The sequence below is a fragment of the Polyangium mundeleinium genome, from assembly GCF_028369105.1.
In the GTDB taxonomy this organism is placed as follows: Bacteria; Myxococcota_A; Polyangia; order Polyangiales; family Polyangiaceae; genus Polyangium; species Polyangium mundeleinium.
The window spans coordinates 3302774-3327069 of sequence record NZ_JAQNDO010000001.1; the positions used below are offsets into that span (position 1 = coordinate 3302774).

The window sequence follows — 24296 nt, forward strand, 5'->3', positions numbered from 1 at the left end:
GGAGCTACGAAGCCGCGGGATCGGGAGACGATGTCGTGTCTCGGAGACACGACGTCGTCGAGGGGCGGGAGGCGGTGTCGAGCCTCGGGAGACACGAGGTCGTAGGGATCCGCGGTGGGGTCGTCGGTCCCGAGAGACGGCGTCGAGCCTCGGGAGACACGAGGTCGATGGATTTCGACGTGGCGTCGTGGCTCCCAGGGGACGAAGCCGAAGCGCGTCGAGGCGGGCTCGTCGGTCGGGGGGGATGAGGTCGCGGCGTGGAGAGTCTTCCCCCTGTCTTTCGTCCGCATGCTCGGCTTCCGCTCGCCCATCTCCAGCCCGGTGCAAGTCGCGGCAAAGAGGTCGCTCCCGGCTTCGGAGCGCGTGCTCCCTCGATGCCTCCACCCCCGCCCGCCTGCTCCCGTGACGCCCGCGCCCGTCCGCACTAGATCGCTCCCCCACATGCCCCCCTGGTCCCGCCCCGAGCCCTTCGGCGCGTGGGTTCGTTTTGATGATCGAACCCTCGTCGCCGTCGATCACGCGCTCGCCAAGCGGCTCGGGGTTCCCTCGGGGCAACCCATCGACCCCTCCGCGCCGCCACGCCCGCTCGAAGTCCACCTCGCGGTGAACGCGCGTTGCCACGCGCCGTGCGAAGGCTGTTACCTCGACGCGCGTTCCGATGGCGCGGAGCCTTCCCTCGACGAGCTTCGCGCGAGGCTCGTCGCCGTGCGCGAGCGCGGCGCTTCGACCGTCGCGTTCGGCGGCGGGGAGCCGCTGCTTCGTGAGGACCTCGGCGAGCTCGCGGCCTTCGCGCGTTCGCTCGGGCTCGTGCCCGTGATGACGACGAGCGGGTTCGGGTTGCGGGAGGAGCGCGCGAAGGAGCTCGGAGCGTTCGCGCAAATCAACGTGAGCCACGACGGCGTGGGCGGCGCGTACGCGGCGGTGCGCGGGTTCGACGGCGCGCGGGGCGCCGAGCGGGCGATCGAGATGCTCGCGCGTGCAGGGATCCCCGTCGGCGTGAACGTCGTGCTCACGCGGCGATCGTTCGCGCAGCTCGAAGCCACGGCCGAGCGTGTCGCCGATCTCGGCGCCGGGGAGCTTCAGCTCTTGCGGTACAAGCCGCAGGGGCGCGCAGCAGGGATCGGCTACTTCGAGGCGCGGCTCGGGGAGGCGCAACGCGAGGCGCTCTGGCCCACGATCACGGCGATCGTGCACCGGCGGCGTCTCTCGGTCCGGATCGATTGTGCGCTCGTGCCGCTCCTGTCGGAGGCGCTCGCGGCCGAGCCGCACGCCGCCGCGATGCTCGCTTCTCTCGGCGTCTTCGGGTGCGAGGCCGGCAGGCACCTCGGCGGGCTCGACGTCTCCGGGCGCGACGCGCCGTGCAGCTTCTCGCCTTCGTCGCGCGAAGAGATCGATCGCTTCCGCGCGTACCACGCGAATCCGCCGGAGCCCTGCGCCTCCTGCACGTTGTTCTCCGTCTGTCGCGGCGGCTGCCAGGTCGTCTCGCGGCACGCCACGAACGACTTCCGCCCCGATCCCGAGTGCCCCCGCGTGCGACGAACCGAGGCTTCGTCATGATCGACCCTTGCGCGCCGCCCGAAGCCGAGGCCGTGTTCCTCTACGGCGCGCGGCGCCTCCTGATGGTGCTGCACGCCGCCGGCAGCATCGTCCTCGTCGGCGCCGCGACCCACCACGCCCTCACGATGCGCCACTACCTGCGCGATCGGTTCATCCGCGTCTCGACCGAGAAGACGTGGGCGAAGGTCGTCGCCGTCGCGTACGTCTTCACCTTCGCCGTGGGCGCGATGCTCTACCCGACGTACCGCTACCACGTGCGGGGCATCTACCTCGATCGGTACGCGCCGCTCTACGCCGGGCTGTTCGATGTCAAAGAGGTGTACGCGTCGCTCACGCTCGTCGTGGCGCTCGGGCTCGGCGCGCTCGCGTTCACGTTGCGGCCGTCGGAGGAGCGCTGGCTCGTGCGTATCTACGCGGTGATGAGCTTTCTCGTGTGTGGCGTGGTGTGGCTGAACGTGACGCTCGGCATCCTCGTGACGTCGGTGCGGGGGCTCGGATGAGCGAGACGAAACCACCTTCGCCCTCGGCGCGGCTCTTCCTCGCGTTCCTCGCGGCACGGCTCGCGTACGGGCTCGCGTTCCTCGTGAGCGCAGCGCGCAAGTCGCCCGTGCCCTGGTACCTGCCGCTCGAACGAAGGTTCGTCTTCGCGTCGCGGCCCGCAGGGCTCGGGATGGACTGGTACGGGCGAACGGCGCTCGGGCTCGTGCTCGCGATCGCCGCAGGGTTGCTCGTGTACGTGATCGCCGCGCGGGCGCGCTGGCTGTCGCGGCCGAGCGCAGTGACGGCAGTGGCGCGCGCGGGTGGGCTCGTGCTGCTCGTGGACTTCGTCTACTTCGGCTGGGCGCTCATGACGCAGACGCCGAACCCATGGCCGCTGCCGTCGTGGTACTGCCCGCGGTAAAGCAGATCAGGGCTCGGCAGAAGCCTGCTGCTGGACCTTGCGCTCTTCGAGCTTGACGTCGAACTTGCACGGCTGCCTCAGGTACACGCGGTGCGTGAGCTGGTTCGAGAGCACGCACGTGGGCACGACGCCGTCCGCCGGATTGCCGGAAGGGGACGCGAGCATGATCCGACCGCCCGGCATGAGCGTGGTCGAGAAGTGCGCGGTGCCGTTCGGGACCGTGCTGCACTTCTCGACGAGCTTCTGAATCGCAGCGTGCGCAGCCTTCGCGTTCATGGTCTTCGAATCCGGACACGTCTCGACCACGACGGTCGCATCGACGACGCCGATGTCGGGGCCTTGCGGCTCCGGAGGCTGTGAGCCGCCACAGCCGAGCGGCAGGAACGCGTAAACAGCAAGGAGGGCGATACCGAGCGGGAGGGCAGCGCGCTTCATGGTTTCTCTGTTTACCACGACGGACGTACGGGTGGTTCGTGGTATGGCGGAATCTTCCGCGCGGAAGCGATGCACCCCCTCGCCTGGCTCCTCAGCGTCCTCTGGCTCCTCGCCGCGGTCGTCGTCGCCGTGGTCCGAGGCGTCCTTGGCGCCCGCCAGGGCCGCGCGCACCTCGCGGCGCAGCGCATCAAGAGTCCGACGATTTACCTGTTTTCAGCGTACTTGCTCGTCGCCGCGCTCGTCACGCCGAAGTCCCCAGGCGAGAGTACGTCGCCGCTCCTCTGGCTCGCGTTCGCGATTCCCCTCGCCAACGCATTGGCGGCCGCGAGCTCCGTCGGACAAACGCAGCCAAAGGGCCTGACGCGGGCAGGCCTCGCGCTCCTCCACGGCGGCGCCGTGCTCGCAGCCGCCGCGTGCATCCTTTCGCTCGTCTCGCCGCGGTTCGTCCCGGTTTGGCTGGGTGGACCGGGCGCTCCCTGAGCTAGTACCCCTTGCGCGCCGTCACGAACGCGCCGCGCTCGATCTCGTGGGACGACGCCGTCACGAGCGCGGTTGCCGTGTGCTCGCGGACCTTGACCACGCGCAGCTCGGCGTAGGTCTCGTCCGGGAAGAGGCTTTCGTCGCCGGGGGGCGCGAAGTTCTCGGTTTGCGCGGCGCGATCGTCCTCGATCACGGGGCGCACGGTCGCGAACTTGCCTGCGCCGCGCAGCGTGTGGCGCCAGCGATCGCCGCGCCGGAGCGCGAAGAAGCGCATGCCTTGCTTGACGCCCTCCTTCTCGCCTTTGTCGAGGAAGACCACCTGGTTCTGCCCGTAAAACGCGTGCGGGTAGAGCGCTGCCACGATTCGCGCCTCGATGTCGTCGGCGCTCGCCACCGGCGGCACGACGACGAAGCTTCGATCGATGGGGCCGATCTTTGCGCCTCGCTCCACCGTGTCGAGCGACTCGACGATGCGGCCGCGGACCATGCGCGTCTGCGTGTTGATCCGGTCGACGCGCAGTGTGCCGCGGATCGAGACGAGCTGGCCCTTTTGCGCGGCGTCGCCGCTCGTCACGAGCGGGCGGAAGATCGTGAGGAGCTGGCCGACGGCGACCTCGTGGCCCTCGTCGAGCTTCACGTACACGTCGTCGCCCGCGCTGAGCAGCATCTTGTCCGCGGGGCTTCCGTCGATCTCGCCCCACACGTCGTCCTTCTTGTTGTCGAGCCAGCCGGTGTCGCGCAGGAAGATCGTCTGCGGCGCGACTTTGCGCGTGCCCGAGAGGAGACGGCGCATGCCGGGCAGATCGCGGTCGCCGGCGTCGCGCAGGCGCACCTGATCGCCGGGGTAGATCCAGTGCGGGTTCTGGATCTGCGGGTTCTGCGCCCAGAGGCGCGGCCAGCCGTAGGGGTTTTTGTAGTAGCGGGTCGAGATGTCCCAGAGCGTGTCGCCCGTGCGTACGCTGTGGAGCTCCGGCACGTGTTGCCCTTCGAGCACGAAGCCGCCGTTCGCCGTGCCTCGGACGGTCTCGCTCGCCGACGCGTCGGGGACGAGGTCGAAGCCGTCGGACGCGCGCGAGGTGTCGAGCGTGGAGCGCGAGCTCGAAGGCAAATGCGCGTCGGGGTTGTAGCCCGGTTGCGGGTAGCCCGGGACGACGACCTGCGTTTGCGGCGCCTGGGGCGCCTGCACGATCGTGACCTGCGCGCCGCCTGGCGCGGGGGCGGCATCGGAACCGTCCTGCGCGCCCGCGTGGCCCGCGGCCGCGAGGGAGAGGAGGACGATGGCGGGGGCAGCGAGGGCGCGTGTGTCCTTCATGGTGCCGTTCTCGGGGTGCTCGGGAGGGGGCGCTTGGCCTTCGCGAGGCTCGCAGGCGCGGGAGCCGCAGGTTGGGTGATCACCTCGCCCCGGGCCGTGGAGCGGAGGACCGGGCGAGGCGTGTCGTCGGGCTCGTTCGCGCCGCCCGGGTCGTCATCGGTTGGAGCGGAAGCGATCGGCGCGAGCGACGCCGCCGTCCCGCCTTCTGCGGTCGGCGCGAGGTGCACGACGTCGAGCGAGGGGCGATCGTCCTCGGCGCTCTTCGGGGCGCTCACGGCCGCCGCCGGCGGACGCGCAGCGCGCTTCGCGTTCGTCAGCTCGAGCGTCTCGACGCGGGCCGCGAGGATGTTGTTGTTTGCACGGACGCGGCCCACCTCCTGGCGCAGCACCTCGATCTCCTTGCGGAGCGCGTCTTGCCCCCCGCCGGCGCAGCCGGATGCGAGGAGGACGAAGGCGAGGGCGCAGAGGGACCGCATGCCGCCCCGATGGTAGTGCCCGAGGTGGGCGTGGGCCAAGCGAGCAGCGGCCTATCCCCTGCTGTCACGTGCTGTCATGGCCCGGAATTCTGGTAGGGTCGGGGCCATGTCGAAGCGCTCGAACAAATTCATATCCTTGACGATGGTTGGTCTTGCTTCCCTCGCCGCGCTCGCGTTCGGCGTGGCGGGTTGTTCCGACGAGGGAACCAATGGGGACTCCTCTTGTTACGACTACGGGTCGTTCGACAAGGCGGCCCCCGCGGTCGCGTTCACCAAGGACGTGCTCCCGATCTTCCGCAACTCCTGCGGTCTCGGCGGCGCGGCGTGCCATGGCGCCGTCTCCGGTCAGCCCGGCCAACCCTACCTCGGCCCGGCGAACGGCCCGACGGACCCGACCCCGGCGGAGATCGACGCGATCTTCGCGCAGAACGTCGGCGTCGCCGCCACGAAGGCGACGGGGATGAAGATCGTCGAGCCGAACAGCCCCGAGACGAGCTTCCTCATGCACAAGATGGACGGGACGCTCACGTGCGCCGCCGTCGTCTGCGATGCGGCGTGCGGCGGCTCGATGCCGCTCACGGGCGACCTCCTCCCGCAGGCGTCGCGTGACACGGTTCGTCGCTGGATCGCGCAGGGAGCGAAGAAGGATTGATCGGCAGGCTCACGGGCCGCATCGTCGAGGACTCGGCCGAAGGCGTCGTGGTCATCGACGTCGGGGGGGTCGGCTACGAGGTCACGGTGCCGCTCGGCGCGCTCGGTCGTGCGTCGCGGGAGGGTGACGACGTGGTCACCCTCTATGTGCACACGCACGTCCGGGAAGACACCTTCGCGCTCTACGGCTTCCCAACGCGGGACGATCGCGCGGCGTTCCGCTCGCTGATCGGCGTCTCCAGCATCGGGCCGAAGATCGCGATGTCGATCCTCGGCGCGCTCCCGGCGGGCGAGCTTTCGGCGGCCATCGCGCGTGGCGAGGCGTCGCGGCTCGTGGCCGTGCCCGGGGTCGGCAAGAAGACCGCGGAGCGGCTCATCCTGGAGCTCAAGGGCAAGCTCGCGGCGGCGCCCGTCGTCGCGAAGGGCGCCGAGGCGCCGAAGCCCGTCGCGCCCGAGGGCAAAGCGGAGCTTTTGCACGGCGCGCTCACGCGGATGGGCTTCCGGCCCGCCGAGGCCGAGCGTGCGGTCACGGCGCTCGGAGCGCGCGTGCAGACCGAGCCGCTCGGGGACCTCGTGCGCGAGGCGCTCGCGCTCCTCTCCTCCAAGTAAATCGTTCTCAAGGACGAACGTGTTCGGCGCGTCGCGCGAGCGGCGCTTCGGGTGCGGCGTCAGAAGCCTCGACAAAAAAAATCGGCCCGAATATGCTCCGCGCGGACCGGGTGGGCTGGTGTCGGCAGTCCCCGAGGAGGCGGCGTGATTACCTGTCCCAAGTGCAACAAGGAGAACCAGGACCACTACAAGTTCTGCCTCGGCTGCGGCTCCGAGCTGCCGAGGGATGCGTCTCCGAAGAAGTTTGCGTCGGGTGGCACGCCGCCGCAGGGCATCCCCGCCGTTCGCCCGGGCGCCGTGACCGACGACATGGGGGCGAAGGGCGCCGTGGCGCAATTCCCGCCGGCGCCCGCGGCCGTGCATCCGCCGATCGCTGCGCAGGCCGGGCCGTCCACGGTGCCGGTGGTGTGCAAGGACTGCGGGCACACGAATGCGCAGGCGAACCGGTTCTGCGCGTCGTGCGGCGCGAAGCTGCCGAAGCCCGGCAGCGTGCCGGCGATGGCCTCGCCCGCGGCGCCGCCCGTGGCCTCGACGCCGAGCGCGATGACGGTCGTCTTGACGGCGCTCCGCGCGGACGGCTCGGAGGCGGGCTCGTACACGCTCCCGTCGGCGACGTTCACGATCGGCCGTGATGTCGGAGCGATCTTCGCGGGCGACAACTACCTCTCGCCGCGGCATGCGACGTTCACGTCGAAGAACGGCAAGCTCAGCGTGCGCGACGAGAGCTCGCTGAACGGCGTCTACCGCAAGCTGTACCGCGACGAGCCGATCGCCGTGGTGATCGGCGACGTGTTCCGCATCGGTCAGGAGATCGTCCGCTTCGAGGCGCTCTCGGCGATGCCGGCGACGGCGGACGGCGTCGAGCGGCTCGGCAGCCCGTCGAAGGGCTACGTGGGTCGCATCGCGCTGATCATCGGACGGGACGCGACGGGCAACTCGTTCCCGATCCCGGAGACGGGCCTGCACCTCGGTCGCGAGCGTGGAGACGTGCTTTTCCCCGAGGACGGTTACGTCTCGGGGCTGCACTGCCGCATCAGCTACGAGCGTGGCCAGCTCTTCGTCACGGATCTCGGCAGCTCCAACGGCACGTTCAGCCGGATCTCGTCGGAGGTGGATCTCGTCGACGGGGACGTCCTGCTCATGGGCCAGCAGCTCTTCCGGATCAACATTCAGACCTGAGACGGTTTTCCGGGCGAGCGGCTTCTGGCGCCGCGCGTCCCGACGGGGGAGAATGGTCCGCCATGGAACCGCCGCGCACGATCCGCGTCGTTGCTGCCGTCATCGAGTCCGAGGGGCGATACCTCATCACGCAGCGCCGTCCGACGGCCCTGCTCCCGCTGTTATGGGAATTCCCGGGCGGGCGCGTGGAGGACGCGGAGACGGACGCGACGGCGCTGAAGCGTGAGGTCTTCCATCGGCTCGGGGTCGAGGTCGAGCCGGGGCAGCTCATCTCCTTCGTGAGCCACCCGTACGAGCGGTACGTCGTGGACCTCTACCTCTACGAGTGTCGGATCACCTCGGGCGAGCCCGCGCCGCTCGCGGTGAACGCGTTCAAGTGGGTCACGAGCGCGGAGTTCGATCAGCACCCGTTCACGCCGGCGGATGAAGCCAGCATGAACAAGCTGCTCGGCATGGGCTGACCGGCGCGGGAGAGCCGAGCGCCCCTTTTTTTCGCAACGCGTAAAACAAAAGGCGGCTACGCTCGTCCATGGTTTCCTCCGTGGGCGCCGCTGTCCTGTTTTTGGAATGCGAGCGCCTCCCGTGGAGGTTGAGGCGCCATGCGAAAGAGCGTTGCGGTCATCGGTCTGGTTGCTGCGGCGACGGCAGGTCTCGCGGCGGGGTGTGGGAACACAGGACGAGGCGGCGCGGAGGCGAAGGCGCCGGGCGTCGGGGAGAGGAGCTGCGGGCGCGTGCGCCCGGGCGTGGGCGCGAAGCCGCTCGCCGGCGCGCGGCAAGGCAGCGTGGTCGCGCTGGCGAAGGCCGGTGACAAGACGATCGCGTACGTCGCGGACGAGGACGACGGGAACCTTCACACGGTCGACGTCGCGACGGGCAAGGAGCTCGGGACGACGCCGCTCGGCGGGACGCCGTCGCAGATCCTCGTGGCCGCCGATGGTCGCGTGGTGGTGGCGCTCCGGGACAAGGCGGCGATCGAGGTGCTCGAGCCGGAGGCGGATCCGGCGCAGCCGCTCGCGTCGCGGTGCACGGTGCCCACGCCGGTCGAGCCGGTCGCGCTCGCGACGACGCCCGACGATGGAACGCTGCTCGTGACGAGCGGCTGGGGCGCGGCGCTCACGGCGTACGACGCGACGAACATGGGACGAACGTACGAGGTGCCGCTGCCGCGCGAGCCGCGCTCGGTGGTGGTCTCGGACGACGGGAAGAAGGCGTTCGTCGCGCACGTCGTGGGCTCGCGAATGAGCGTGGTCGATCTCGCGGCGAGGCGCGTGCGCGCGGTGGACGTGGGCGGGATCGAGGAGGGCGGGTTCCGGCGCTCGAAGATCAGCCTCTTCGGCGGCGGCGAGGAGATCGAGCGGCGCGCGTGCCAGGGCTTCGCGCTCGCGAAATCGACCGATCTCGGGGGGCGGATCTTCGCGCCGCAGGTGCTCGTGGATCCGGGGCGCGCCGAGGAGCGCTCGGAGGGGTACGGAAGCGGCGGCTCGAACCCGCCCGAGGTCGCGTCGGTCGCGGTCGTCGACGAGGACACCGAGCAGCCGCTCGGCGAGTCGGTGAACGTGAAGCCGGACGTGCGCCAGTTGGCCGGCGTGGCCCGGCCGCGTGCGTCGTGCTTGCTGCCGCGCGCCGCGGCGATCGATCCCGGGTCGCGATCGCTCTTCGTCTCGTGCCTCGGCAGCGACACGGTCATCGAGTACGACGCGGCGGCGGCCGATCCGCAGCGGGCCGAGCGGCGTCGCTTCCCGGTCGCCGCGGGGCCGACAGGGCTCGCGGTGGATCCGGAGGGCCGGCGGCTCGTCGTGTGGTCGCAGTTCGATCGCACGCTCCAGATCGCGCCGCTCGGCGCGAAGGACGCGACCGAGGCGGAGGCGCCTGCGCTCATGCGCGTGGGACTCTCGCGCAAGGCGCAGACGGCGGCGACGGCGGATCTCGAGCTCGGCCGGAAGCTCTTCCACGCGAGCGGCGATACGCGCATCTCGAATGACGGCCGCGCCTGCGCGAGCTGCCATCCCGATGGGCGCGACGACGCGCTGACGTGGGCGACGCCGGAGGGGCCGCGACAGACGCCGATGCTCGCAGGGCGGCTCGCGAAGACAGCTCCGTATGGGTGGACGGGCCGCGGCGACAGCGTCGAGGCGCACCTCTCGGAGACGTTCGGTCGGCTCGGCGGCGCGGGGCTCGCGCGGCGCGAGATCGACGCGCTCATCGCGTTCGCCACGACGCTCCGGCCTCCGCAGGCAGAGACGCTCGAACCTTCCAACGACGCGCTCGTCCAGCGCGGCAAGGCGGTCTTTCACTCGGCGCAGACGGGCTGCGGTACGTGCCACCGCGAGGAGGGCGCGTGGACCGATCACACGCCGCACGACGTGTCGAGTCGCGCCGACGCCGACGTCGCGGCCACGTTCGACACGCCCTCGCTGCGCTTCGTCGGCGGCACGGCGCCGTACTTCCACGACGGCCGCTACGCGACGCTGCGTTCGCTCCTGGTCGATGCCGACGGCAAGATGGGGAGCACGAAGCACCTCTCGCAGGAAGACCTCGACGCGCTCGAGGCCTACATGAGGAGCCTGTGATGCGCCGCCTTGGAACGAGCGCGTGTGCGGCGATCGCGGCCGCGTCGCTCGCGTTCGTCGCGGGCGCGCCGGCCCACGCGGCGGGCGCGCCGAGCTTCTCGTCGGTGCCCGAGGCGCGCGTGCCGGAGATGCTGCACCCGAAGGACGCGCCGGACGCGATTCCCGCCGGCGAGCGCGTCGAGGGCGTGCGCGTCGACGGGGACATGTTCAAGGGGGCGCCGACGTTCACGGCCGTGCACGCAGACGGCGGCCGCTGCTTGTCGGTGGGCGCGATCCCGCCGGGGGTGCCGCCCTCGGGCTCCGCGGCGACGAGCATCCGCGTGGGCGGCGTGCTCCCGTTGCGCGTCGAGCGTCTCGTCGAGGGCAAGCCGGGCGAGGCGGAGCTCGAGATCATCGACGCGTGGTTCGACGGACGAACGTCGAGCGTGCGGCCGGCGACGACGACACGCGTGCCGCTCACCGTGCTCGCGAGAGGGCCCGCGAGCTACGAGGTGTACGGGTTTCGCAAGGGCAGCGAGCTCCAGGTCGTGATCCCGTCGCGGCAGCAGCGGATCGGGTACGTGGATCCACGGGGCCAGATCGGCTTCGCGCAGTGCGGGCATCTCCGCATGGGGCTCGATACGACCGCGAAGAACGGCGCCATGATCGTGGCGGCGGTGCACATCCGGACGACCCGCGCGCCCTCGGCGCGAAGCCACGCGCCGTCGTTCCATCCCGCCGTCATGCAACAGAGGGAGGGGCTCGCTCCCGATGAGGTCATGCGCGCGGTGCAGATCAGCGCGAGCACGAGCCGCACGAAGCGCGAACGCGAGCCGCTCCTCAGCGTATCCGTGGGCTGGGTCGAAGACGAAGAGGGTGTCGTGGGGAGCAATCACCCCGTCAACATGGACGCGCCCATCGCCGAGCCCATCATCGACGACGAATAGCGCTCGGCATACGCCTCCCCGAAGACCTTCCCGAACCCCCCTTGCTGCGCGCGGCCGTGTCAGACACGCTCGGTCGCGGCGGCGCCGCGCGCCGCCCAGGGAGGAAGGTCGATCGCGATGGATCTCAAGTTCTATTACACGCCGATGACGAGTGCGTCGCGGGTGCACTGGGCGCTCGAGGAGCTCGGCATTCCGTACGACAAGGTCAAGCTCGACCTCGCGGCCGGTGACCAGAAGAAGCCCGAGTACCTCGCGCTCAACCCGAACGGCAAGGTGCCGCTCCTCGTCGCCGAGGGCCGGCCGATCTTCGAAGGGCTCGCGATCCTGCTCTATCTCGGCGAGCGCTTCGGCGCGGACAAGGGTCTCTTCCCGCCGCCGAACCCCGATCGCGCCGACGCCTTCAAGTGGATGGCGTGGGGCGCAGTGACGTTCGGTGAGGCGCTGCAGCGCTACCTCCGCCACACGCTCGATCGTTTCCCCGAGGACGAGCGCAGCCCGAAGGCCGCGGAGGCCGCGAAGAAGGATCTCGTGGCGTTGCTCGCGATCCTGAACGACGCGCTCGAGGGCAAGGAGTACCTCGTGGGGAACACGTTCTCGTTCGTCGAGATCTCCATCGCGCCGGCGATCCCCTTCCTGGGGCGCTTCGGCATCGACGTGAGCCCGTTCCCGAACGTGAACGCGTGGGTCGCGCGGTGTATCTCGCGGCCCGCGTTCGCGCGCGTGATGCAGGGTTAACCGCCCGATCGACGCAGGAGCACGAGGAAGGCCGGGCCGCCGATCAGCGCCGTCACGGCGCCGACCGGCGGCTCGGTGCCGAGCGAGCGGAACGCGAGGCGCGCGACGAGGTCGCAGCCGACGAGCATCGCCGCGCCCGAGAGGAGCGAGACGGGCAGTACGCGGCGCTGATCGGGCCCGATGAGCCGGCGGACGGCGTGCGGGACGACGAGCCCGACGAAGCCGATGAGGCCGGTCAAGCTGACGATCGCGCCGACGACACACGAGGAGGCGAGGAAGGTGCGTCGTTCGAGGGCGCGCACGTCGACGCCGAGCGTGCCGGCCGTCTCGTCGCCGAGGACGAGGACGTTGAGGCGGCCCGCGTCGACGAGGAGCACCGCGCATCCGACGCCCACGTACACGAAGGCCGCGAGGAGCGACGAGGCGTGCGGCAGGTCCACGAAGCCGACGAGCCAGCGCAGGAGCTGCTGCGCGCGGGAGGGCGAGACGAGGGCCTTCAGGAACGTGATGAGCGCGGCGGCCATGGAGTTGACCATCACGCCGGCGAGCAGGATCGCCGTGCCCGAGGCGCCGCCGCGCATACCGCGCGCGACGGCGTAGACGAGCGACGTGGCGAGGAGGCCGCCGAGGAGCGACGCGGCCGGGATCAGCGCGGCGCCGAGCAGCGTGGTCGCGCCGAGGCCGAGCGCGATGGCGGTCGTCGCGCCGAGCGCAGCGCCGCCCGAGACGCCGAGCACGTACGGCTCGGCGAGGGGGTTGCGCAGGAGCGCCTGGAACGCGGCGCCGACGACGCCGAGGCCCGCGCCGGCCATGGCGGCGAGCGCGACGCGCGGCAGGCGCACGTCGAGCAGGATCGTGCGCGCGAGGCCGGGCTCGTGGAAGGCGTTCGAGAGGGAGATCGGCTCGGTGCCGAAGGCGAGCGCGAGGGCGGTGACGAGGACGAGGAGCGCGGCGGCGGGCAGGATGGGACGGCGGATCAAGCGCCTTCGGCCCTCGCAGACGCGCGCGGCTCCTGCGCGTTGCGCTCGTAGAGCAGGCGCAGGCCCGTGAGCGTGAGGTCGTCGTCGACCTCCTCGATGGACTCGGTGAGCGGTGCGATGAGCCGCGCGAGGCCACCCGTGGCGACGATGCGGCACGTGTAGCCGAGCTCGGCGACGAGGCGTTTGCAGAGGCCGTCCACGAGGCCCGCGTAGCCATACACGATGCCGGACTGCATGCTGTGCACCGGGTTTCGCCCGACGACCTTGGGCGGCAGGGTGATCTCCACGCGGGAGAGGCGCGCGGCGCGGGAGAAGAGCGCCTCGGCGCTGATGTGCACGCCGGGCGTGATCACGCCGCCGAGGTACTCGCCCTTGGGCGTGACGCAGTCGAAGGTCGTGGCCGTGCCGAAGTCGACGACGATGACGGGGCCCTTCGCCCACTCGTAGGCGGCGACCGCGTTGACGATGCGATCGGCGCCGACCTCGCGCGGGTTCTCGTAGAGGATCGCCATGCCCGTCTTGATGCCCGGGCCGACGACGAGCGGCTCGCGGCGGAAGGCGCGGCGCACGAGCTCGACCATGGTGTCGGTCAAGGTCGGGACGACACTCGCGATGATGGCGTGATCGATGAGGTCGGGATCGACGCCGCGGAGCGCGAGCATCTGCCGGACGAGAACCGCGAACTCGTCCGCCGTGCGGCTGCGCGCGCTCTCGGAGCGCACGTGGTGGAGGAGCTTCGTCCCCTCGAACACGCCAAACGAGATGTTCGTGTTGCCCACGTCGACGACGAGCAGCATGGGAGAACCTTTACCACTTCCGGGTCGGGTCAGAGCTTCCGCGCGAGCATCATGCCGTCGCGGATCGAGAGCAGGACGTTCTCGACGCGCGGATCGGCGTTGACCACGTCGTTGAAGCGGCAGATGCCGTGGTCGGAGGGGTCCTTCGGCGAGAGGACGTTGCCGCTCCACAGCGTGTTGTCTCCGACGATGAGACCTCCCGTGCGGAGGAGCGGAAGGACGGCCTCGTAGTAATCGACGTAGCGCTCCTTGTCGGCGTCGATGAAGACGAGGTCGAACGGGCCGCCCGCGGGCAGGGCGCGCAGGGTCTCGAGGGCGTCGCCGAGCAGGATGCGGATCTTCTTTCCGTGCGGGCTGCGATCGAAGAACGAGCGGGCGATACGCGTCGCGTCGGGGTCACGGTCGAGCGTGAGGAGCTCGCCGTCCTCGGGCAACGCCTCGGCCATGCAGAGCGCCGAGAAGCCGGTGAACGTGCCGATTTCGAGCACGCGACGCGCCGCGACGAGCGCGCAGAGCGTCTTCAGGAACGTGCCCTCGACGCGGCCCACCTGCATTTGCGGCGACGTCGTCGAGGCGTACGTGACCTCGCGAAGCTCGTCGAAGAGCGCCGGACGAGGGCGCGTATGGGCTGCGATGTAATCGTCCAGCTCGGGCGAAATGATGGGCGTCATGGGTCCTCCACGGCTGCCCGCGCCTCGGTGCGCGGGGGTTTCGTCTACCACGACGTCGTGGTCGGTGAAGCTTCCACTTGTGGGAAAAACGGGTGAACATCGCGAACGAAACGGAGGTACGTCGTGAGCACGAAGCGGCTTGGCTTGGTTTTGGTGACGCTTGGCTTCGGTGCGTGGCTCGGCAGCGGTTGCGCGACCGCGACCAGGCCAGGGGTGGGCGGAGGCGGCGAAGGCGGCGAAGGCAGCGCAGGCGGCCTGGGCGGTATGGGTGGCGCGTCGAGCAGCAGCAGCAGCGCGTCGAGCAGCAGCGCGTCGAGCAGCAGCGCGTCGAGCAGCAGCGCGTCGAGCAGCAGCAGCAGCACGAGCTCGGGCGGGCAGATGTGCGGGGCGATGGAGCACGCCTGCGCCGGTGTTTGCGCGGGCAATACACCCGCGACGGGATGCTTTACGTCGACCACGTGCACGCCCTGCCCCACGGCGCAGAATGGCGCCGCGGTCTGCAATACGACGGGCCTCTGCGACGTGAGCTGCAACGCGGGGTACGTGAAGAACGGGGTCACGTGCGTCTGCCAGTCGCAGTGTTGCGCGGACGCGGATTGCGCGGCCGGTCAGACCTGCATGGGCGGCACGTGCACGAGCAGCAGCAGCAGTAGCAGCAGCGGCGGCGGCTGTGATCTGTTCGCGTGCATATTCACGTGCGGCCTCCAGAGCAAGGATTGTGATCCCTTCACGTGCACGTGCATCTGAGCGGGCCTCGCGGAACGGGTTCTAGAAGGAAAAACCCGCGCCGCTCGTCACGCTCCTCTCGCCGAGTGGGACGATCTCCGCGAACACGTCGAGGCCGATCGGGAGCGAGGCCACGAGGCCGAGGCCGAGCTGGAACTTGTACCGATCGGTCCCCTGCCGATCCTCACCGTCGACCTGCCAGAAGATCGGGCCGCCGAACACGCGCGCGAGGACGTAGGGGCTGAGCACGTCGTAGAACGTCTTGCCGGCGACTGCGCTGAGGCGGAGATCGCCGGCGTAATACGGGACCACGGGCGCGTCGGGGCGCGCCTCGCGGGTCTTCGCGCCCGCGACGGCGAGCGAGGCGCCGAAGATCAGGAAGGGCCAGCGATCACGGCCGTCGAGCAGGCGATAGGACGTGGCGATGGAGGCGGACCAGCCGGGGCCGAAGTCGTACCGCCGCGCGCCCTCGCGCAGGCTGCCCCAGAGAATGCCGCCCGCGCCGAGCTGCAACGTCCACGCGGAGCCGAGCCTGCGTTCGAACGTGGCGACGGCCGCGCGCCGGTCGATGGCGACGTCGTACTTGCCCGCGAAGACGAGGTTCGTCCAGGCGTAACCCACCGTCGCAGAGGCGCGGTAGAGCCGCGGGCGAGGCTTCACCACGGGCGCGCCCGGCTTGCCGGGGGGCAGGGGCGCGTCGAGATCGTCGCTGCAGGAGGGGATGCCCGTCGGACCGACGGCCGGCGCGACGCCTCAGGCCCGCGCGTCGCGCGTGGCGCTGACGATCGAGGCCAGGGTCGCGGCGGCCACGAGGGCCACACCGAGCACGTTTGGGAGGGGTCGCATGGATCCTCGGGGAGGGTAGACGGGCGCCATTTTTGCGCGGTCGACCCTAGCACGGAAGGAATCCTCGCCGCCCGAAAACAGGCGGTTTATGCTGGGGGGCGATGATCGAGCTCGAGACGCCGTATCACGTGGTGGAAACGGATGGCTCGGGGCACATCCTCATCATGCGCAGGACGCCGCGCGATTATCCCGACACCTGGATGATGGAGCAGGATCTCGAGGCCGTGATCGCCACGTTCGACGAGATCGGGCGTGATCGAAGGAAGCTGCTCGTGGATCTTCGCGAGGGGCCGCGGCGCAACGATCCGCAGTTCGAGGATACGATGCGGCGCTTCCGGCCCCGGCTCTTTCGAGGGTTTCGTGGCGCGGCGATCATCGTGAAGACCGCGGTCGGCGCGTTGCAGGTCAAGCGCCACCTGCGCGAGGACGGCGCGGGCGCCGAGGTGTTTCACGAAGAAGCCGAGGCGCTCGAGTACCTGCGCGGCCAGAGCGTGCGCGGCGAAGCGCCGCCCGTGAGTCTCGCGCCGCGGAGGCCCCAGGCGCTCGAGTCACACCGGAGCGATCGCATCTCGTCGTTGCCTACGGGCTCTTACCTCCGGGCTTCGCAGGAGCCTCCGCGCAGGCCTTCGGAGGTCGGTGATCCGCCGCGCAGGCCCTCGGAGGTCGGTGATCCGCCGCGCAGGCATTCCGAAGTGGGCGAGCCCCCGCGCACGGACCGGCCGTCGAGCGCGCCCGCTCCGGCCACACGTCCGTCGCGGCACTAGTCGCTCGGCTGGAACGCCGGAGATCCGCGTGCCAACCTCGGCGCCATGAAGATCGCGGCGACGGGGATCACGAGCGGCGTGGGCCGGAGGCTCTGTGAGATCGCGCGGGAAGCCGGCCACGAGGTGGCGGGGATCGTGCGGGATCCTGAGCGGCTCGACGCGCGCACGTTGTCGCGGATCGGCGTGCGTGTCGTGGGCGGAGACGTCGCGGATCGGCGCGCGCTCGCGGACGTGCTGGGCGGCGCGGACGTCGTGGTGCACGCGGCGGCCATGGTCGGCGAGGCGACGGACGCGGCCGAGATGGAGCGTGTAAACGTGGGCGGGACACGCGCCGTGATCGAGGCCGCGGCGGAGGCGAGCGTGCCGCACGTCGTGCACGTGTCGTCGGTCGCGGTGTACGGGCGGCCCGATCGCGGGCACGTGACCGAGGCGTGGCCGACGCGGACGAGCGGTTTGCCCTACGAGGACACGAAGACGTACGCCGAGCGGCTCGCGCACGAGCGGGGGCGCGCGCTCGGGCTTTCGGTGATCGCGGTGCGTCCGCCCGTGATCTACGGGCCTTACGATCGGAACTTCCTGCCACGGGCGATCACGACGTTGCGCAAGCGGATGATGCTGCTCGTCGACGGCGGGCGCGCGCCGCTGAACGTCGTGTGGGTGGATCACGTGGTCGACGTGGTGCTGCGCGCGGCCGAGCGGCGGGATCTCGGGGGCGAGGCGTTCAACGTGATGGACGAGGTCGACGCGCGGCCGCCGAGCGTGCGCGAGGTGTTCGAGACGATCGCGCGCGCGGCCGAGCTGCCTCTGCCGCGGCTCTCGCTCCCGTATCCGGCGGCGATGGCGGCGGCGAAGTCGCTCGCGGCGGCCTTCTCGCTGGCGGGGCGGAAGGAGACGCCGCCGCTCACGCCCTTCGTGGTGAAGCTCCTCTCGCGCGACGTCGTGTACGACGCGTCGAAGGCGGTGCGGGAGCTCGGGTGGACGCCGCGCATGCGCGCGCTCGAAGGGATCTCGCGGTTTGCCGCAGAGATCGCGGGCAAGGCGCCCGCGTACGCGGGAGGCCCCCGCGCGGCTTCCCCGGGCAGCGCCGTCGAGTAGACTGCGCGGCGCGTTTCGTGTTCCGAACGCCGAGGATCCGCTCTCCGATGACCGAACAAGCGCTCTCCGCTCCCGAATCGCCGATCGAGCTCAGCGTGATCGTCCCTTGCCTCAACGAGGAGCTCAACCTGCGTGAGCTCGCGGCGCGCGTGCTGCGGGTCCTGGAGGTCGGCGGGCTCGTCGGGGAGCTCGTGCTCGTCGACGACGGATCGAGGGACGGCACGGCGGCGGTGATCCGCGAGCTTTCGGCCGCGTCCGAGGGGCGGATCGTGGGCTGCTTTCATCCGGAGAACCGGGGCATCGCGGCGGCCTGGCGGACGGGCGTGGGCGCGTCGCGGGGCAAGCTCGTCGCGACGATCGACGCGGATTTGCAGTACCAGCCGGAGGATCTCCTGCGGCTGCGGCGCGCGCTCTACGACCACAGCGTCGACGTGGTGCAGGGCTTCCGCAGCGCGGTCGGGCGGCGCAAGGACCAGCGATACCATTTGAGCCGCGGGCTCAATCACCTCTTGAACGGCGTGTTCGGGATGGACCTCGCGGACAACAAGAGCGGGTTCGTCATCTGCGCCCGCGAGGTGATGCTCGACCTGCTCACGTACCGCGGCACGTATTTTTACTGGCAATCGTTCATCATGGTCGCCGCGCACGCGAAGGGGTATTCGTACAAGGAGATCGAGACGATCTTCGAGCAGCGGCGGCAGGGGACGAGCTTCCTCGAAAAGACGGCCGTGCGCGCGAGCGTGCTCTCGTTCATCGATATCGGGAAGGCGGCGTGGGAGTACCGCGTGAGCCGCCCGCCGCCGGACGCCGCGCACCAGTTCTTGCGGCGCCATCCGGTGGCGGATCGGACGCCGCCGCGGACGCCCGTGCAGGAGGTGCGCTGGCGGGCGTACCTCGCGGCGTTCGACAGCACGCACTGGATGATCACGCGGGACGTCGAGCATTACTACGAGACGCTCTGCAAGACGCAATGGCTCGGGATCACGGAGACGCGGGAGCTTCAGGACGAGAAGCTCCGGCGCCTCGTCCGGCACGCGTACCGCAACGTGCCGTATTACCGCGCCCGCATGCAGGAGCGCGGGCTCCGGCCCGAGGACGTGCGGGGGCAGGCGGATTTGCACAAATTGCCGCTGCTCACGAAGGCCGACATCCGCAAGCACCTCTACTTCGACATCATGTCGGAGAACCACGACAAATCGCAGGTCCAGCGGATCGCGACGAGCGGATCGACCGGCGAGCCGTTCATCTGTTACGCCGACCGCGTGCAGCTTGAATTGCGCTGGGCGGCGACGCTAAGGGCCCAGGAGTGGACGGGGTATCGATTCGGCGATCCTTGCGTGCGGCTCTGGCACCAGACGATCGGCATGTCGAAGAGCCAGGTCCGGAAGGAGCGCGCCGACGCGATTCTCTCGAAGCGGACGTTCGTGCCGGTCTTCGAGATGAGCGAGAAGAACCTGGCCGCGATGGTCCGCACGATCGCGGAGGCGGAGCCCGTCCTGCTCGACGGATATGCCGAGGCGCTCGATTTCTTGGCGCGGTATGTACAGGCGCACGGCAACCTCTCGGTGCGGCCGCGGGCCGTGATGTCGAGCGCGCAGACGCTCCCCTTGCCGAGCCGTCGCGTGATCGAGCAGGCGTTCGGGTGCGCGGTGTTCGACAAGTATGGCAGCCGCGAGTTCTCGGGCATCGCCTACGAATGCGAGGCGCACGCGGGGCACCACGTGGTCGCCGAGGGATACATCGTGGAGATCCTGAAGGGCGGCGAGCCGGCGAAGCCCGGGGAGATCGGCGAGGTCGTGATCACGGACCTCACGAACATGTGCATGCCGTTCATCCGGTATCGCATCGGGGACCTCGCCGAAGCGATGGACGCGCTCGCGCCGTGCACGTGCGGCCGGGGCGCGCCGCGGATCGGGGCGATCGAGGGGCGCGTGCAATCGATCATCCAGGGCACGGACGGGCGCTTCGTGCCGGGGACGTTCTTCGCGCATTACCTGAAGGAGTACGATCACGCGATCAAGCAGTTCCAGGTGGTGCAGGAGGCGCTCGGGGCGATCACGTTCCGGGTCGTGAAGGGCGGGCGTTACTCGGACGACGTGCTCGACGAGGTGCTCGCGAAGTTCCGCGAGGTGCTCGGCGAGGACCTGCGGATCACGGTCGAGTTCGTGGACGAGGTGGCGATGGTGCGCACGGGCAAGCGCGTCGCGGCGCTGTCGAAGCTCGGCATCGATTTCCAGCGGAGCTCCGCCTCGGTGCTACCGAGCGTGGATCGCGGGGCAAATCGCGTATGACGCAGGCGTCCTCGGTCGCGATCGTCTCTCGTCCGGGGACGACATACGCCGCGGGCGGCGTGCCGCCGTTCGATCCGCCGAACCCGGTCTACGCCATGGTGGAGGCGCTCTTCCGGGAACTCGGGCTCGACGCGGCGCGGGCCGGGACGCCGGAATGGAGCCCGCTCGGCGATTTGATCCGGCCGGGCGATCGGGTGATCGTCAAGCCCAATCTGGTCTCGTCGAAGAACCTGCACGAGAAGATCACGGGGGAAAAATTATGGGCTTCGAGCACGCATGGCGCGCTCTTGCGGCCTATCCTCGATCATGCGCTCCGGGCCGCGGGGCCGCGGGGCAGCGTACGGGTCGTGGATTCACCCGTGGAGGGCTGCGAGATCGAGAAGGTGGCGGGGCCGCTCGGGATCTTCGCGGTGATCGATCACCTGCGCCGGGGCGGCGCGGACGTCGATTTCGTGGACCTGCGTTATTTCCGGGTGGCGCCGTACTTCGCGCTCGATGACGTACGGCGCGGGGGCCTTTCGTACAACCTCGGCATGCTCGTCCGCACGAGGCTCCCGGGGGATCCACGCGGGTATCGGGTGGTGGATCTCGGCGATCGGAGCGCGTTCGCGCGGAGCGAGGCTCCGCCAGGCGAGCGGCTCCGGTTCCACCGCAGCCATTACGAGACGCCGGTCCCGCACCACACGGGCGGGAAACACGAATACAGCCTGCCGTGCACGGTGCTCGACGCGGACGTGGTGATCAACCTGCCGAAGATGAAGACGCACAAGAAGACCGGCGTCACGTTGGCCTTGAAGAGCGTCATCGGGTTCACGAACGAAAAATACTGGCTGCCGCATTTCACGGCCGGGGACCCGTCCGTCGGAGGCGACGAGTTCGATCGTCCGCGGAGCTTGGCGGAGCGGATCGAGGACAAACTCTCGCGGTTTCCGCTGCCCGGTGACCATTCGCTGGTCATGCGCCTCGCTCGGGTCGGGGCGCCGTCGAAGGTGATCGACGGGAGCTGGGAGGGCAACGATACGCTCTGGCGGACCATTCTGGATCTGAACCGGATCCTCTTCTTCGTCGATCGCGACGGCATCTGGCGGGACGAACCCGTGCGGCGGTACCTGGCGCTCGTGGACGGGATCGTGGCGGGCGAGGGCGAAGGGCCGCTCGGAGCGACGCCGATCTGCGCAGGGACGCTCGTGGGCGGGTTCGATCCGGGGATCGTGGACGCAACGGCCGCGGAGGAAATGGGGTTCGATCCGGCGCGGATGGCGATGATCCGGGAGGCGCTCGGGATGGTGTCGCGGGCCCATCTGGCCGGGCGGATCGTTCGGCGGGATGGGCCGCGATTCGAACGGAAATTCCGGGCGCCGCGGAGCTGGCCGAGCCTCGGCTGATCAAGGCCGCTCGCGCGGCAGCGCGCCCACGCCGAGCGCGAGGCGAAACGTCGGCCGGTACGCCGTGACCCGTAGCCGCATGCCGTGTCCACACGAGGGGCGCGCAGGCACGTCCCACAGGACCGGCTCGCCGTCGGGAATGTGGGCCCAGACGACCGTGGATCCTACGCGCCATCCGCGCGCCGTCCGCGACTGCACCGGTCGTAGCGAGCGCCCCGCGCGCAGGAGGGCGAGGTAATCGGGCGAGAGCGCGAATTCGATGCCGAACCGCTCGGGCTCCCGCGGGAGCTCGTACGAGACCCCGAGGCGGCGCGCGTCTCGTGCCAGGAAAAACCGCTTGCTCGCGCCTCCGAACGGCCCTCGCGCCTCCGAACGGACGAGCTCCGCGAAAGCGCCGTGCTCGTCCGCGCCCATTCGCCCGATCCAGTGGTGGTCGTGCTCGTGGCCGACGTCGGCGAAGGCCCCGGGGTGGTTCGGCGGCACATCCATGTATCGATTCTGCGTCTCCTGCCAGTTCCAGTCGTCGGCGCTGTTTCCGACGACCACGCGCCCGCCCTTGGAGGAGAGGTCGAAGAGGTGGATCAGACGGCCGCCGTGCTCGGGTGTGATCACGGCATAAAGCCAGTCGTTCGCGAGGATGATCTCCTCCTCCCCGTCGTGATCGATGTCACGCCGTTCGGCGTGCGCATGGCCGTCGCGTCGTGTTTGCCATTCCGCGGCGGCGGCGATCACGAAGACGCTCCGGACATGCGCGGCGAGGGTTCTGGCCCAGGGCGAAGGCTCGCAGGTTCCATCCGGCCGCATGTCGTGCCAGGCCGTCTCGTAGCTCGACGCCATGAGCTGTTTCCACGCGAGGTCCCATAGGCCGCCGCGGGGGCCGTGGTCCTTCTGTTGCCGCAGCAATGCCTCGGCCTCGGTCAAGAGCTCGCGATAGGGCTGATAGGCGCGCCCGCACCACCACGCGGCGTAATCTTCGCCCGCGCCCATCGAGCGGGAGAGCTCGTAAAACGTGCCCGGCTCGACGGCGCGTCGCTCCCGCGGGGGGGGCTCGGCGAGGAAAGACGAGAGCAGGACGGGCTCGACCGACGGATCCGCGCGGATCCACGCGAGCAGCGCTTCATAAGGCTCGACGCCGTCGCGCCGATGGGGGCCCTTCGTCCACGGCCCCACCGCGGCCGCCTTTTCCAGGTCGTCCCCGTAGACCACGAGGGCCCCTGCTCCGAGGGCGGAGACCCGGCGCGTCATGGCGCGAAGGGCGTCCCATTGCCCGTCGCGCCGCGGTGGGATGGCATAACGAAGCTCCGCGCTGATGGGCAGGCACGAGAGCCCCCCGCTGCCCTCGATTTCGTAGGGGTGGAGCCGATATCGATCGTCGGGAGGGGCCGGGGCGTTCCCGCGCGCCGGAGGCATCACCGCGTCGAACCTCCCCCGCTCGCTCGACGTGCCGTCGCCGAGGGGGAAGGCGAGCCGATCGTCGAGCAGGACGTACGCGTAGCCGCCATTCGGGAGCGCCGTGTTTCGCAGCAGCGGCGCGAGCTTCTCCGTGCTCCAGACGCGCTCGGGGACCCAGAATCCCTTGATGGTCCTGAGGTCCGCGCCGAGGTGGCGCCGGTAGCCTTCGAGCGCCTCGTGGAGCTGGCGGAGGTTGTGCTCGTCGGAGAACAGCGGCATGACGTTCTGCGCGTACGTGCTCCCGAGAAGCTCGAGCAGGCCCTCGCGCCGGAGCGCCTCGATCCACTGGAAAAACTCCGGCGCGTGCCAGGCAATGGCCTCGATCAGGATCCCGCTCAGGTGGAGGTTCAGCGGGACCCGGTATTTCAGGTGCAATGCGAGGACCGTCGCGAAGCTCTCCAGCACCTCGGAGAGGCCCTCCCGGCTCTCGTACCCGTCCGTGATCAGGTACTGATGCCCATGTTGCACGATGGAAAGCGCCGCGCGCTTCACGGTGCATCCCCGCTTTGATCCTGCATCCGCTCGCATTCGTCGAGCCATGCAGGCACGAACGACGGGTCCGGGACGGGGCGCACGAGGAGGCGGTAATGCAGGATCTCCAGGAACGCGCGGGGCACAAAGGTCGAGAGCGACGAGAGGCCCTCCGCATGGCCGAGGCTTGCATACGTGTCGACGAACGTGGTCCGAAAGGGCGTGATTGCCTCGAACGAGCCCGTGCGGGCGTACGACATCGTCATGCACTGGCCGATGAAATGGCCGACGTCGCGCGCGGGGTGCGAGAGGCGAGCGTGGTCGAAGTCGATGACCGTGACCCGGCCGCGGGAGACGTGGATGTTCTTGGGCTGGAAATCCCCGTGGCAAAGGGTGCGCGGAGAGGCGCCGAGCGAATGCAACGAGGAGACGACACGCTCCGCGATGCGGTCGATCCGAGGGGCGAAGCGCGGAAACCCCGTGCGCAGGGCGTGCGCGTGCCGGAGCGCCTCCCGGGCGTCTTGCGCGAGAGGGACGAGCGGCGCGGCCACGGGGGTCGCGTGCATTTTCGCGAGCCAGCGCGCCGCCTCGCGCACGTGATCGAGGGACGGAGTCGCGCGGTCGATCTCGTGGAAGAGGGCCTTGCCCGGCGCGCGTCCCTGGAGGAGGAGGCTGATTTCAGGCACGTACGCCACGGGCTCGGGGATGGTGAGCCACGGATCGGCGCCGAATCCGCTTTGCCAGAGCGCCTGCATGAAGGCGAAGATCCGGGCGCCGTCCTCGCGTCGATACCCTTTGCCGAGGAGGATTTTTCGCGTGCGCGCGCCCGTGTCCCCGTCGACGCAGACGAGCGCGTAGCAGGAAATCGGGCGATTCCGGGACGATCGGAGCGAATGAACGCGTGCCCGTCGCACGTCCATGCCGAGCGCCGACAGCCTGTCGAGCACGATTTGCTCCGCATCCATGATTTCGCTCCTCCTCGCCGGG

At 70.0% G+C, this 24296-nt stretch carries 26 protein-coding genes; 16 read left to right on the top strand and 10 right to left on the bottom strand.

The window, feature by feature from the left end:
- Positions 1-441: 441 nt before the first annotated feature.
- From POL67_RS13380 to POL67_RS13390, 3 genes are read left to right on the top strand one after another with little or no spacing between them, the layout of a single operon-like run.
- Positions 442-1557, top strand: a complete 1116-nt coding sequence (locus POL67_RS13380; protein ID WP_271917683.1) for a radical SAM protein — start codon at positions 442-444, stop codon at positions 1555-1557.
- Positions 1554-2057, top strand: coding sequence for a hypothetical protein (locus tag POL67_RS13385; protein WP_271917685.1), 504 nt, complete (start codon positions 1554-1556; stop codon positions 2055-2057). Before POL67_RS13380 ends, POL67_RS13385 begins: the two co-directional genes overlap by 4 nt.
- Positions 2054-2458: a hypothetical protein gene (locus POL67_RS13390; RefSeq protein ID WP_271917686.1), complete on the top strand. Its 405-nt coding sequence runs from the start codon at positions 2054-2056 to the stop codon at positions 2456-2458. Before POL67_RS13385 ends, POL67_RS13390 begins: the two co-directional genes overlap by 4 nt.
- Positions 2459-2464: 6 nt before the next feature.
- Here the strand turns inward: POL67_RS13390 and POL67_RS13395 are convergent, their stop codons facing one another.
- Positions 2465-2893 carry a hypothetical protein gene (locus tag POL67_RS13395; protein ID WP_271917687.1) on the bottom strand — a complete coding sequence of 143 codons (429 nt, stop codon included), beginning with the start codon at positions 2891-2893 and terminating at the stop codon, positions 2465-2467.
- A 69-nt stretch (positions 2894-2962) separates the two neighbouring features.
- Here POL67_RS13395 and POL67_RS13400 point away from each other — a divergent pair, with 69 nt between their 5' ends.
- The gene (locus POL67_RS13400; RefSeq protein WP_271917688.1) at positions 2963-3373 is read left to right on the top strand and encodes a hypothetical protein; all 411 of its coding nucleotides are present in this window, start codon (positions 2963-2965) and stop codon (positions 3371-3373) included.
- A gap of 1 nt (position 3374) precedes the next feature.
- Here the strand turns inward: POL67_RS13400 and POL67_RS13405 are convergent, their stop codons facing one another.
- Positions 3375-4685 carry a LysM peptidoglycan-binding domain-containing protein gene (locus POL67_RS13405; RefSeq protein WP_271917689.1) on the bottom strand — a complete coding sequence of 437 codons (1311 nt, stop codon included), beginning with the start codon at positions 4683-4685 and terminating at the stop codon, positions 3375-3377.
- On the bottom strand, positions 4682-5161 hold the full coding sequence (locus POL67_RS13410; RefSeq protein WP_271917690.1) for a hypothetical protein: 480 nt from the start codon (positions 5159-5161) through the stop codon (positions 4682-4684). Before POL67_RS13410 ends, POL67_RS13405 begins: the two co-directional genes overlap by 4 nt.
- 106 nt (positions 5162-5267) lie before the next feature.
- On the opposite strand from POL67_RS13410, the gene POL67_RS13415 reads away from it, so the two are divergent.
- The 7 genes from POL67_RS13415 (at position 5268) to POL67_RS13445 (ending at position 11831) form a co-directional block, all read left to right on the top strand.
- On the top strand, positions 5268-5813 hold the full coding sequence (locus tag POL67_RS13415) for a hypothetical protein (protein ID WP_271917692.1): 546 nt from the start codon (positions 5268-5270) through the stop codon (positions 5811-5813).
- Positions 5810-6421: a Holliday junction branch migration protein RuvA gene (ruvA, locus tag POL67_RS13420; RefSeq protein WP_271917693.1), complete on the top strand. Its 612-nt coding sequence runs from the start codon at positions 5810-5812 to the stop codon at positions 6419-6421. The genes POL67_RS13415 and ruvA overlap by 4 nt, the downstream gene beginning before the upstream one ends.
- A gap of 144 nt (positions 6422-6565) precedes the next feature.
- Positions 6566-7600 (top strand): FHA domain-containing protein, encoded by a 1035-nt coding sequence (locus POL67_RS53585; RefSeq protein ID WP_271917694.1) that lies wholly within the window; start codon positions 6566-6568, stop codon positions 7598-7600.
- 62 nt (positions 7601-7662) lie between these two features.
- Positions 7663-8061: a (deoxy)nucleoside triphosphate pyrophosphohydrolase gene (locus POL67_RS13430; protein WP_136930180.1), complete on the top strand. Its 399-nt coding sequence runs from the start codon at positions 7663-7665 to the stop codon at positions 8059-8061.
- A gap of 138 nt (positions 8062-8199) precedes the next feature.
- Positions 8200-10170 carry a c-type cytochrome gene (locus tag POL67_RS13435; RefSeq protein ID WP_271917696.1) on the top strand — a complete coding sequence of 657 codons (1971 nt, stop codon included), beginning with the start codon at positions 8200-8202 and terminating at the stop codon, positions 10168-10170.
- On the top strand, positions 10170-11096 hold the full coding sequence (locus POL67_RS13440; protein WP_271917697.1) for a hypothetical protein: 927 nt from the start codon (positions 10170-10172) through the stop codon (positions 11094-11096). Before POL67_RS13435 ends, POL67_RS13440 begins: the two co-directional genes overlap by 1 nt.
- Before the next feature lie 117 nt (positions 11097-11213).
- A complete protein-coding gene (locus tag POL67_RS13445; protein WP_271917699.1) occupies positions 11214-11831 on the top strand; it encodes a glutathione S-transferase family protein in 618 nt (205 codons plus the stop codon).
- Here POL67_RS13445 and POL67_RS13450 read toward each other — a convergent pair.
- The 4 genes from POL67_RS13450 to POL67_RS13465 are packed head-to-tail and all read right to left on the bottom strand — an operon-like array spanning position 11828 to position 14641.
- Positions 11828-12811, bottom strand: coding sequence for a FecCD family ABC transporter permease (locus POL67_RS13450; protein WP_271917700.1), 984 nt, complete (start codon positions 12809-12811; stop codon positions 11828-11830). The genes POL67_RS13445 and POL67_RS13450 overlap by 4 nt on opposite strands.
- A complete protein-coding gene (locus tag POL67_RS13455; RefSeq protein WP_271917701.1) occupies positions 12808-13608 on the bottom strand; it encodes a type III pantothenate kinase in 801 nt (266 codons plus the stop codon). Before POL67_RS13455 ends, POL67_RS13450 begins: the two co-directional genes overlap by 4 nt.
- A 29-nt stretch (positions 13609-13637) precedes the next feature.
- Complete coding sequence (locus POL67_RS13460; RefSeq protein WP_271917702.1) at positions 13638-14279, bottom strand: O-methyltransferase; 642 nt, start codon at positions 14277-14279, stop codon at positions 13638-13640.
- Between the two features lie 44 nt (positions 14280-14323).
- Positions 14324-14641, bottom strand: coding sequence for a hypothetical protein (locus POL67_RS13465; RefSeq protein WP_271917703.1), 318 nt, complete (start codon positions 14639-14641; stop codon positions 14324-14326).
- 28 nt (positions 14642-14669) lie between these two features.
- On the opposite strand from POL67_RS13465, the gene POL67_RS13470 reads away from it, so the two are divergent.
- The gene (locus POL67_RS13470) at positions 14670-15026 is read left to right on the top strand and encodes a hypothetical protein (RefSeq protein ID WP_271917704.1); all 357 of its coding nucleotides are present in this window, start codon (positions 14670-14672) and stop codon (positions 15024-15026) included.
- 21 nt (positions 15027-15047) lie between these two features.
- On the opposite strand, the gene POL67_RS13475 is transcribed toward POL67_RS13470, so the two are convergent.
- Complete coding sequence (locus POL67_RS13475; RefSeq protein ID WP_271917705.1) at positions 15048-15668, bottom strand: hypothetical protein; 621 nt, start codon at positions 15666-15668, stop codon at positions 15048-15050.
- A gap of 284 nt (positions 15669-15952) precedes the next feature.
- Here POL67_RS13475 and POL67_RS13480 point away from each other — a divergent pair, with 284 nt between their 5' ends.
- The 4 genes from POL67_RS13480 to POL67_RS13495 are packed head-to-tail and all read left to right on the top strand — an operon-like array spanning position 15953 to position 21386.
- On the top strand, positions 15953-16615 hold the full coding sequence (locus POL67_RS13480) for a hypothetical protein (protein WP_271917706.1): 663 nt from the start codon (positions 15953-15955) through the stop codon (positions 16613-16615).
- A 45-nt stretch (positions 16616-16660) separates the two neighbouring features.
- Positions 16661-17710, top strand: a complete 1050-nt coding sequence (locus POL67_RS13485; RefSeq protein WP_271917707.1) for an NAD-dependent epimerase/dehydratase family protein — start codon at positions 16661-16663, stop codon at positions 17708-17710.
- Between the two features lie 47 nt (positions 17711-17757).
- Positions 17758-20001: a glycosyltransferase gene (locus POL67_RS13490; RefSeq protein ID WP_271917708.1), complete on the top strand. Its 2244-nt coding sequence runs from the start codon at positions 17758-17760 to the stop codon at positions 19999-20001.
- A complete protein-coding gene (locus tag POL67_RS13495) occupies positions 19998-21386 on the top strand; it encodes a DUF362 domain-containing protein (RefSeq protein WP_271917709.1) in 1389 nt (462 codons plus the stop codon). The genes POL67_RS13490 and POL67_RS13495 overlap by 4 nt, the downstream gene beginning before the upstream one ends.
- Here POL67_RS13495 and POL67_RS13500 read toward each other — a convergent pair whose 3' ends face one another.
- Positions 21387-23330: a hypothetical protein gene (locus POL67_RS13500; protein ID WP_271917710.1), complete on the bottom strand. Its 1944-nt coding sequence runs from the start codon at positions 23328-23330 to the stop codon at positions 21387-21389. It abuts the gene before it with no gap.
- The gene (locus tag POL67_RS13505; protein WP_271917711.1) at positions 23327-24274 is read right to left on the bottom strand and encodes a phosphotransferase family protein; all 948 of its coding nucleotides are present in this window, start codon (positions 24272-24274) and stop codon (positions 23327-23329) included. Before POL67_RS13505 ends, POL67_RS13500 begins: the two co-directional genes overlap by 4 nt.
- Positions 24275-24296: the final 22 nt, after the last annotated feature.

Excerpts from the sequence above, each read along its gene's own strand:
- POL67_RS13505 (WP_271917711.1), bottom strand. The coding sequence starts at position 24,274 with ATGGATGCGGAGCAAATCGTGCTCGACAGGCTGTCGGCGCTCGGCATG.
- POL67_RS13470 (WP_271917704.1), top strand. The coding sequence starts at position 14,670 with ATGGAGCACGCCTGCGCCGGTGTTTGCGCGGGCAATACACCCGCGACG.
- POL67_RS13445 (WP_271917699.1), top strand. The coding sequence starts at position 11,214 with ATGGATCTCAAGTTCTATTACACGCCGATGACGAGTGCGTCGCGGGTG.
- POL67_RS13495 (WP_271917709.1), top strand. The coding sequence starts at position 19,998 with ATGACGCAGGCGTCCTCGGTCGCGATCGTCTCTCGTCCGGGGACGACA.
- POL67_RS13480 (WP_271917706.1), top strand. The coding sequence starts at position 15,953 with ATGATCGAGCTCGAGACGCCGTATCACGTGGTGGAAACGGATGGCTCG.
- POL67_RS13455 (WP_271917701.1), bottom strand. The coding sequence starts at position 13,608 with ATGCTGCTCGTCGTCGACGTGGGCAACACGAACATCTCGTTTGGCGTG.
- POL67_RS13440 (WP_271917697.1), top strand. The coding sequence starts at position 10,170 with ATGCGCCGCCTTGGAACGAGCGCGTGTGCGGCGATCGCGGCCGCGTCG.
- POL67_RS13405 (WP_271917689.1), bottom strand. The coding sequence starts at position 4,685 with ATGAAGGACACACGCGCCCTCGCTGCCCCCGCCATCGTCCTCCTCTCC.
- POL67_RS13415 (WP_271917692.1), top strand. The coding sequence starts at position 5,268 with ATGTCGAAGCGCTCGAACAAATTCATATCCTTGACGATGGTTGGTCTT.
- POL67_RS13430 (WP_136930180.1), top strand. The coding sequence starts at position 7,663 with ATGGAACCGCCGCGCACGATCCGCGTCGTTGCTGCCGTCATCGAGTCC.
- POL67_RS13390 (WP_271917686.1), top strand. The coding sequence starts at position 2,054 with ATGAGCGAGACGAAACCACCTTCGCCCTCGGCGCGGCTCTTCCTCGCG.
- POL67_RS13460 (WP_271917702.1), bottom strand. The coding sequence starts at position 14,279 with ATGACGCCCATCATTTCGCCCGAGCTGGACGATTACATCGCAGCCCAT.
- POL67_RS13385 (WP_271917685.1), top strand. The coding sequence starts at position 1,554 with ATGATCGACCCTTGCGCGCCGCCCGAAGCCGAGGCCGTGTTCCTCTAC.
- POL67_RS13380 (WP_271917683.1), top strand. The coding sequence starts at position 442 with ATGCCCCCCTGGTCCCGCCCCGAGCCCTTCGGCGCGTGGGTTCGTTTT.
- POL67_RS13395 (WP_271917687.1), bottom strand. The coding sequence starts at position 2,893 with ATGAAGCGCGCTGCCCTCCCGCTCGGTATCGCCCTCCTTGCTGTTTAC.
- POL67_RS13485 (WP_271917707.1), top strand. The coding sequence starts at position 16,661 with ATGAAGATCGCGGCGACGGGGATCACGAGCGGCGTGGGCCGGAGGCTC.
- POL67_RS13410 (WP_271917690.1), bottom strand. The coding sequence starts at position 5,161 with ATGCGGTCCCTCTGCGCCCTCGCCTTCGTCCTCCTCGCATCCGGCTGC.
- POL67_RS13490 (WP_271917708.1), top strand. The coding sequence starts at position 17,758 with ATGACCGAACAAGCGCTCTCCGCTCCCGAATCGCCGATCGAGCTCAGC.
- POL67_RS13435 (WP_271917696.1), top strand. The coding sequence starts at position 8,200 with ATGCGAAAGAGCGTTGCGGTCATCGGTCTGGTTGCTGCGGCGACGGCA.
- POL67_RS13400 (WP_271917688.1), top strand. The coding sequence starts at position 2,963 with ATGCACCCCCTCGCCTGGCTCCTCAGCGTCCTCTGGCTCCTCGCCGCG.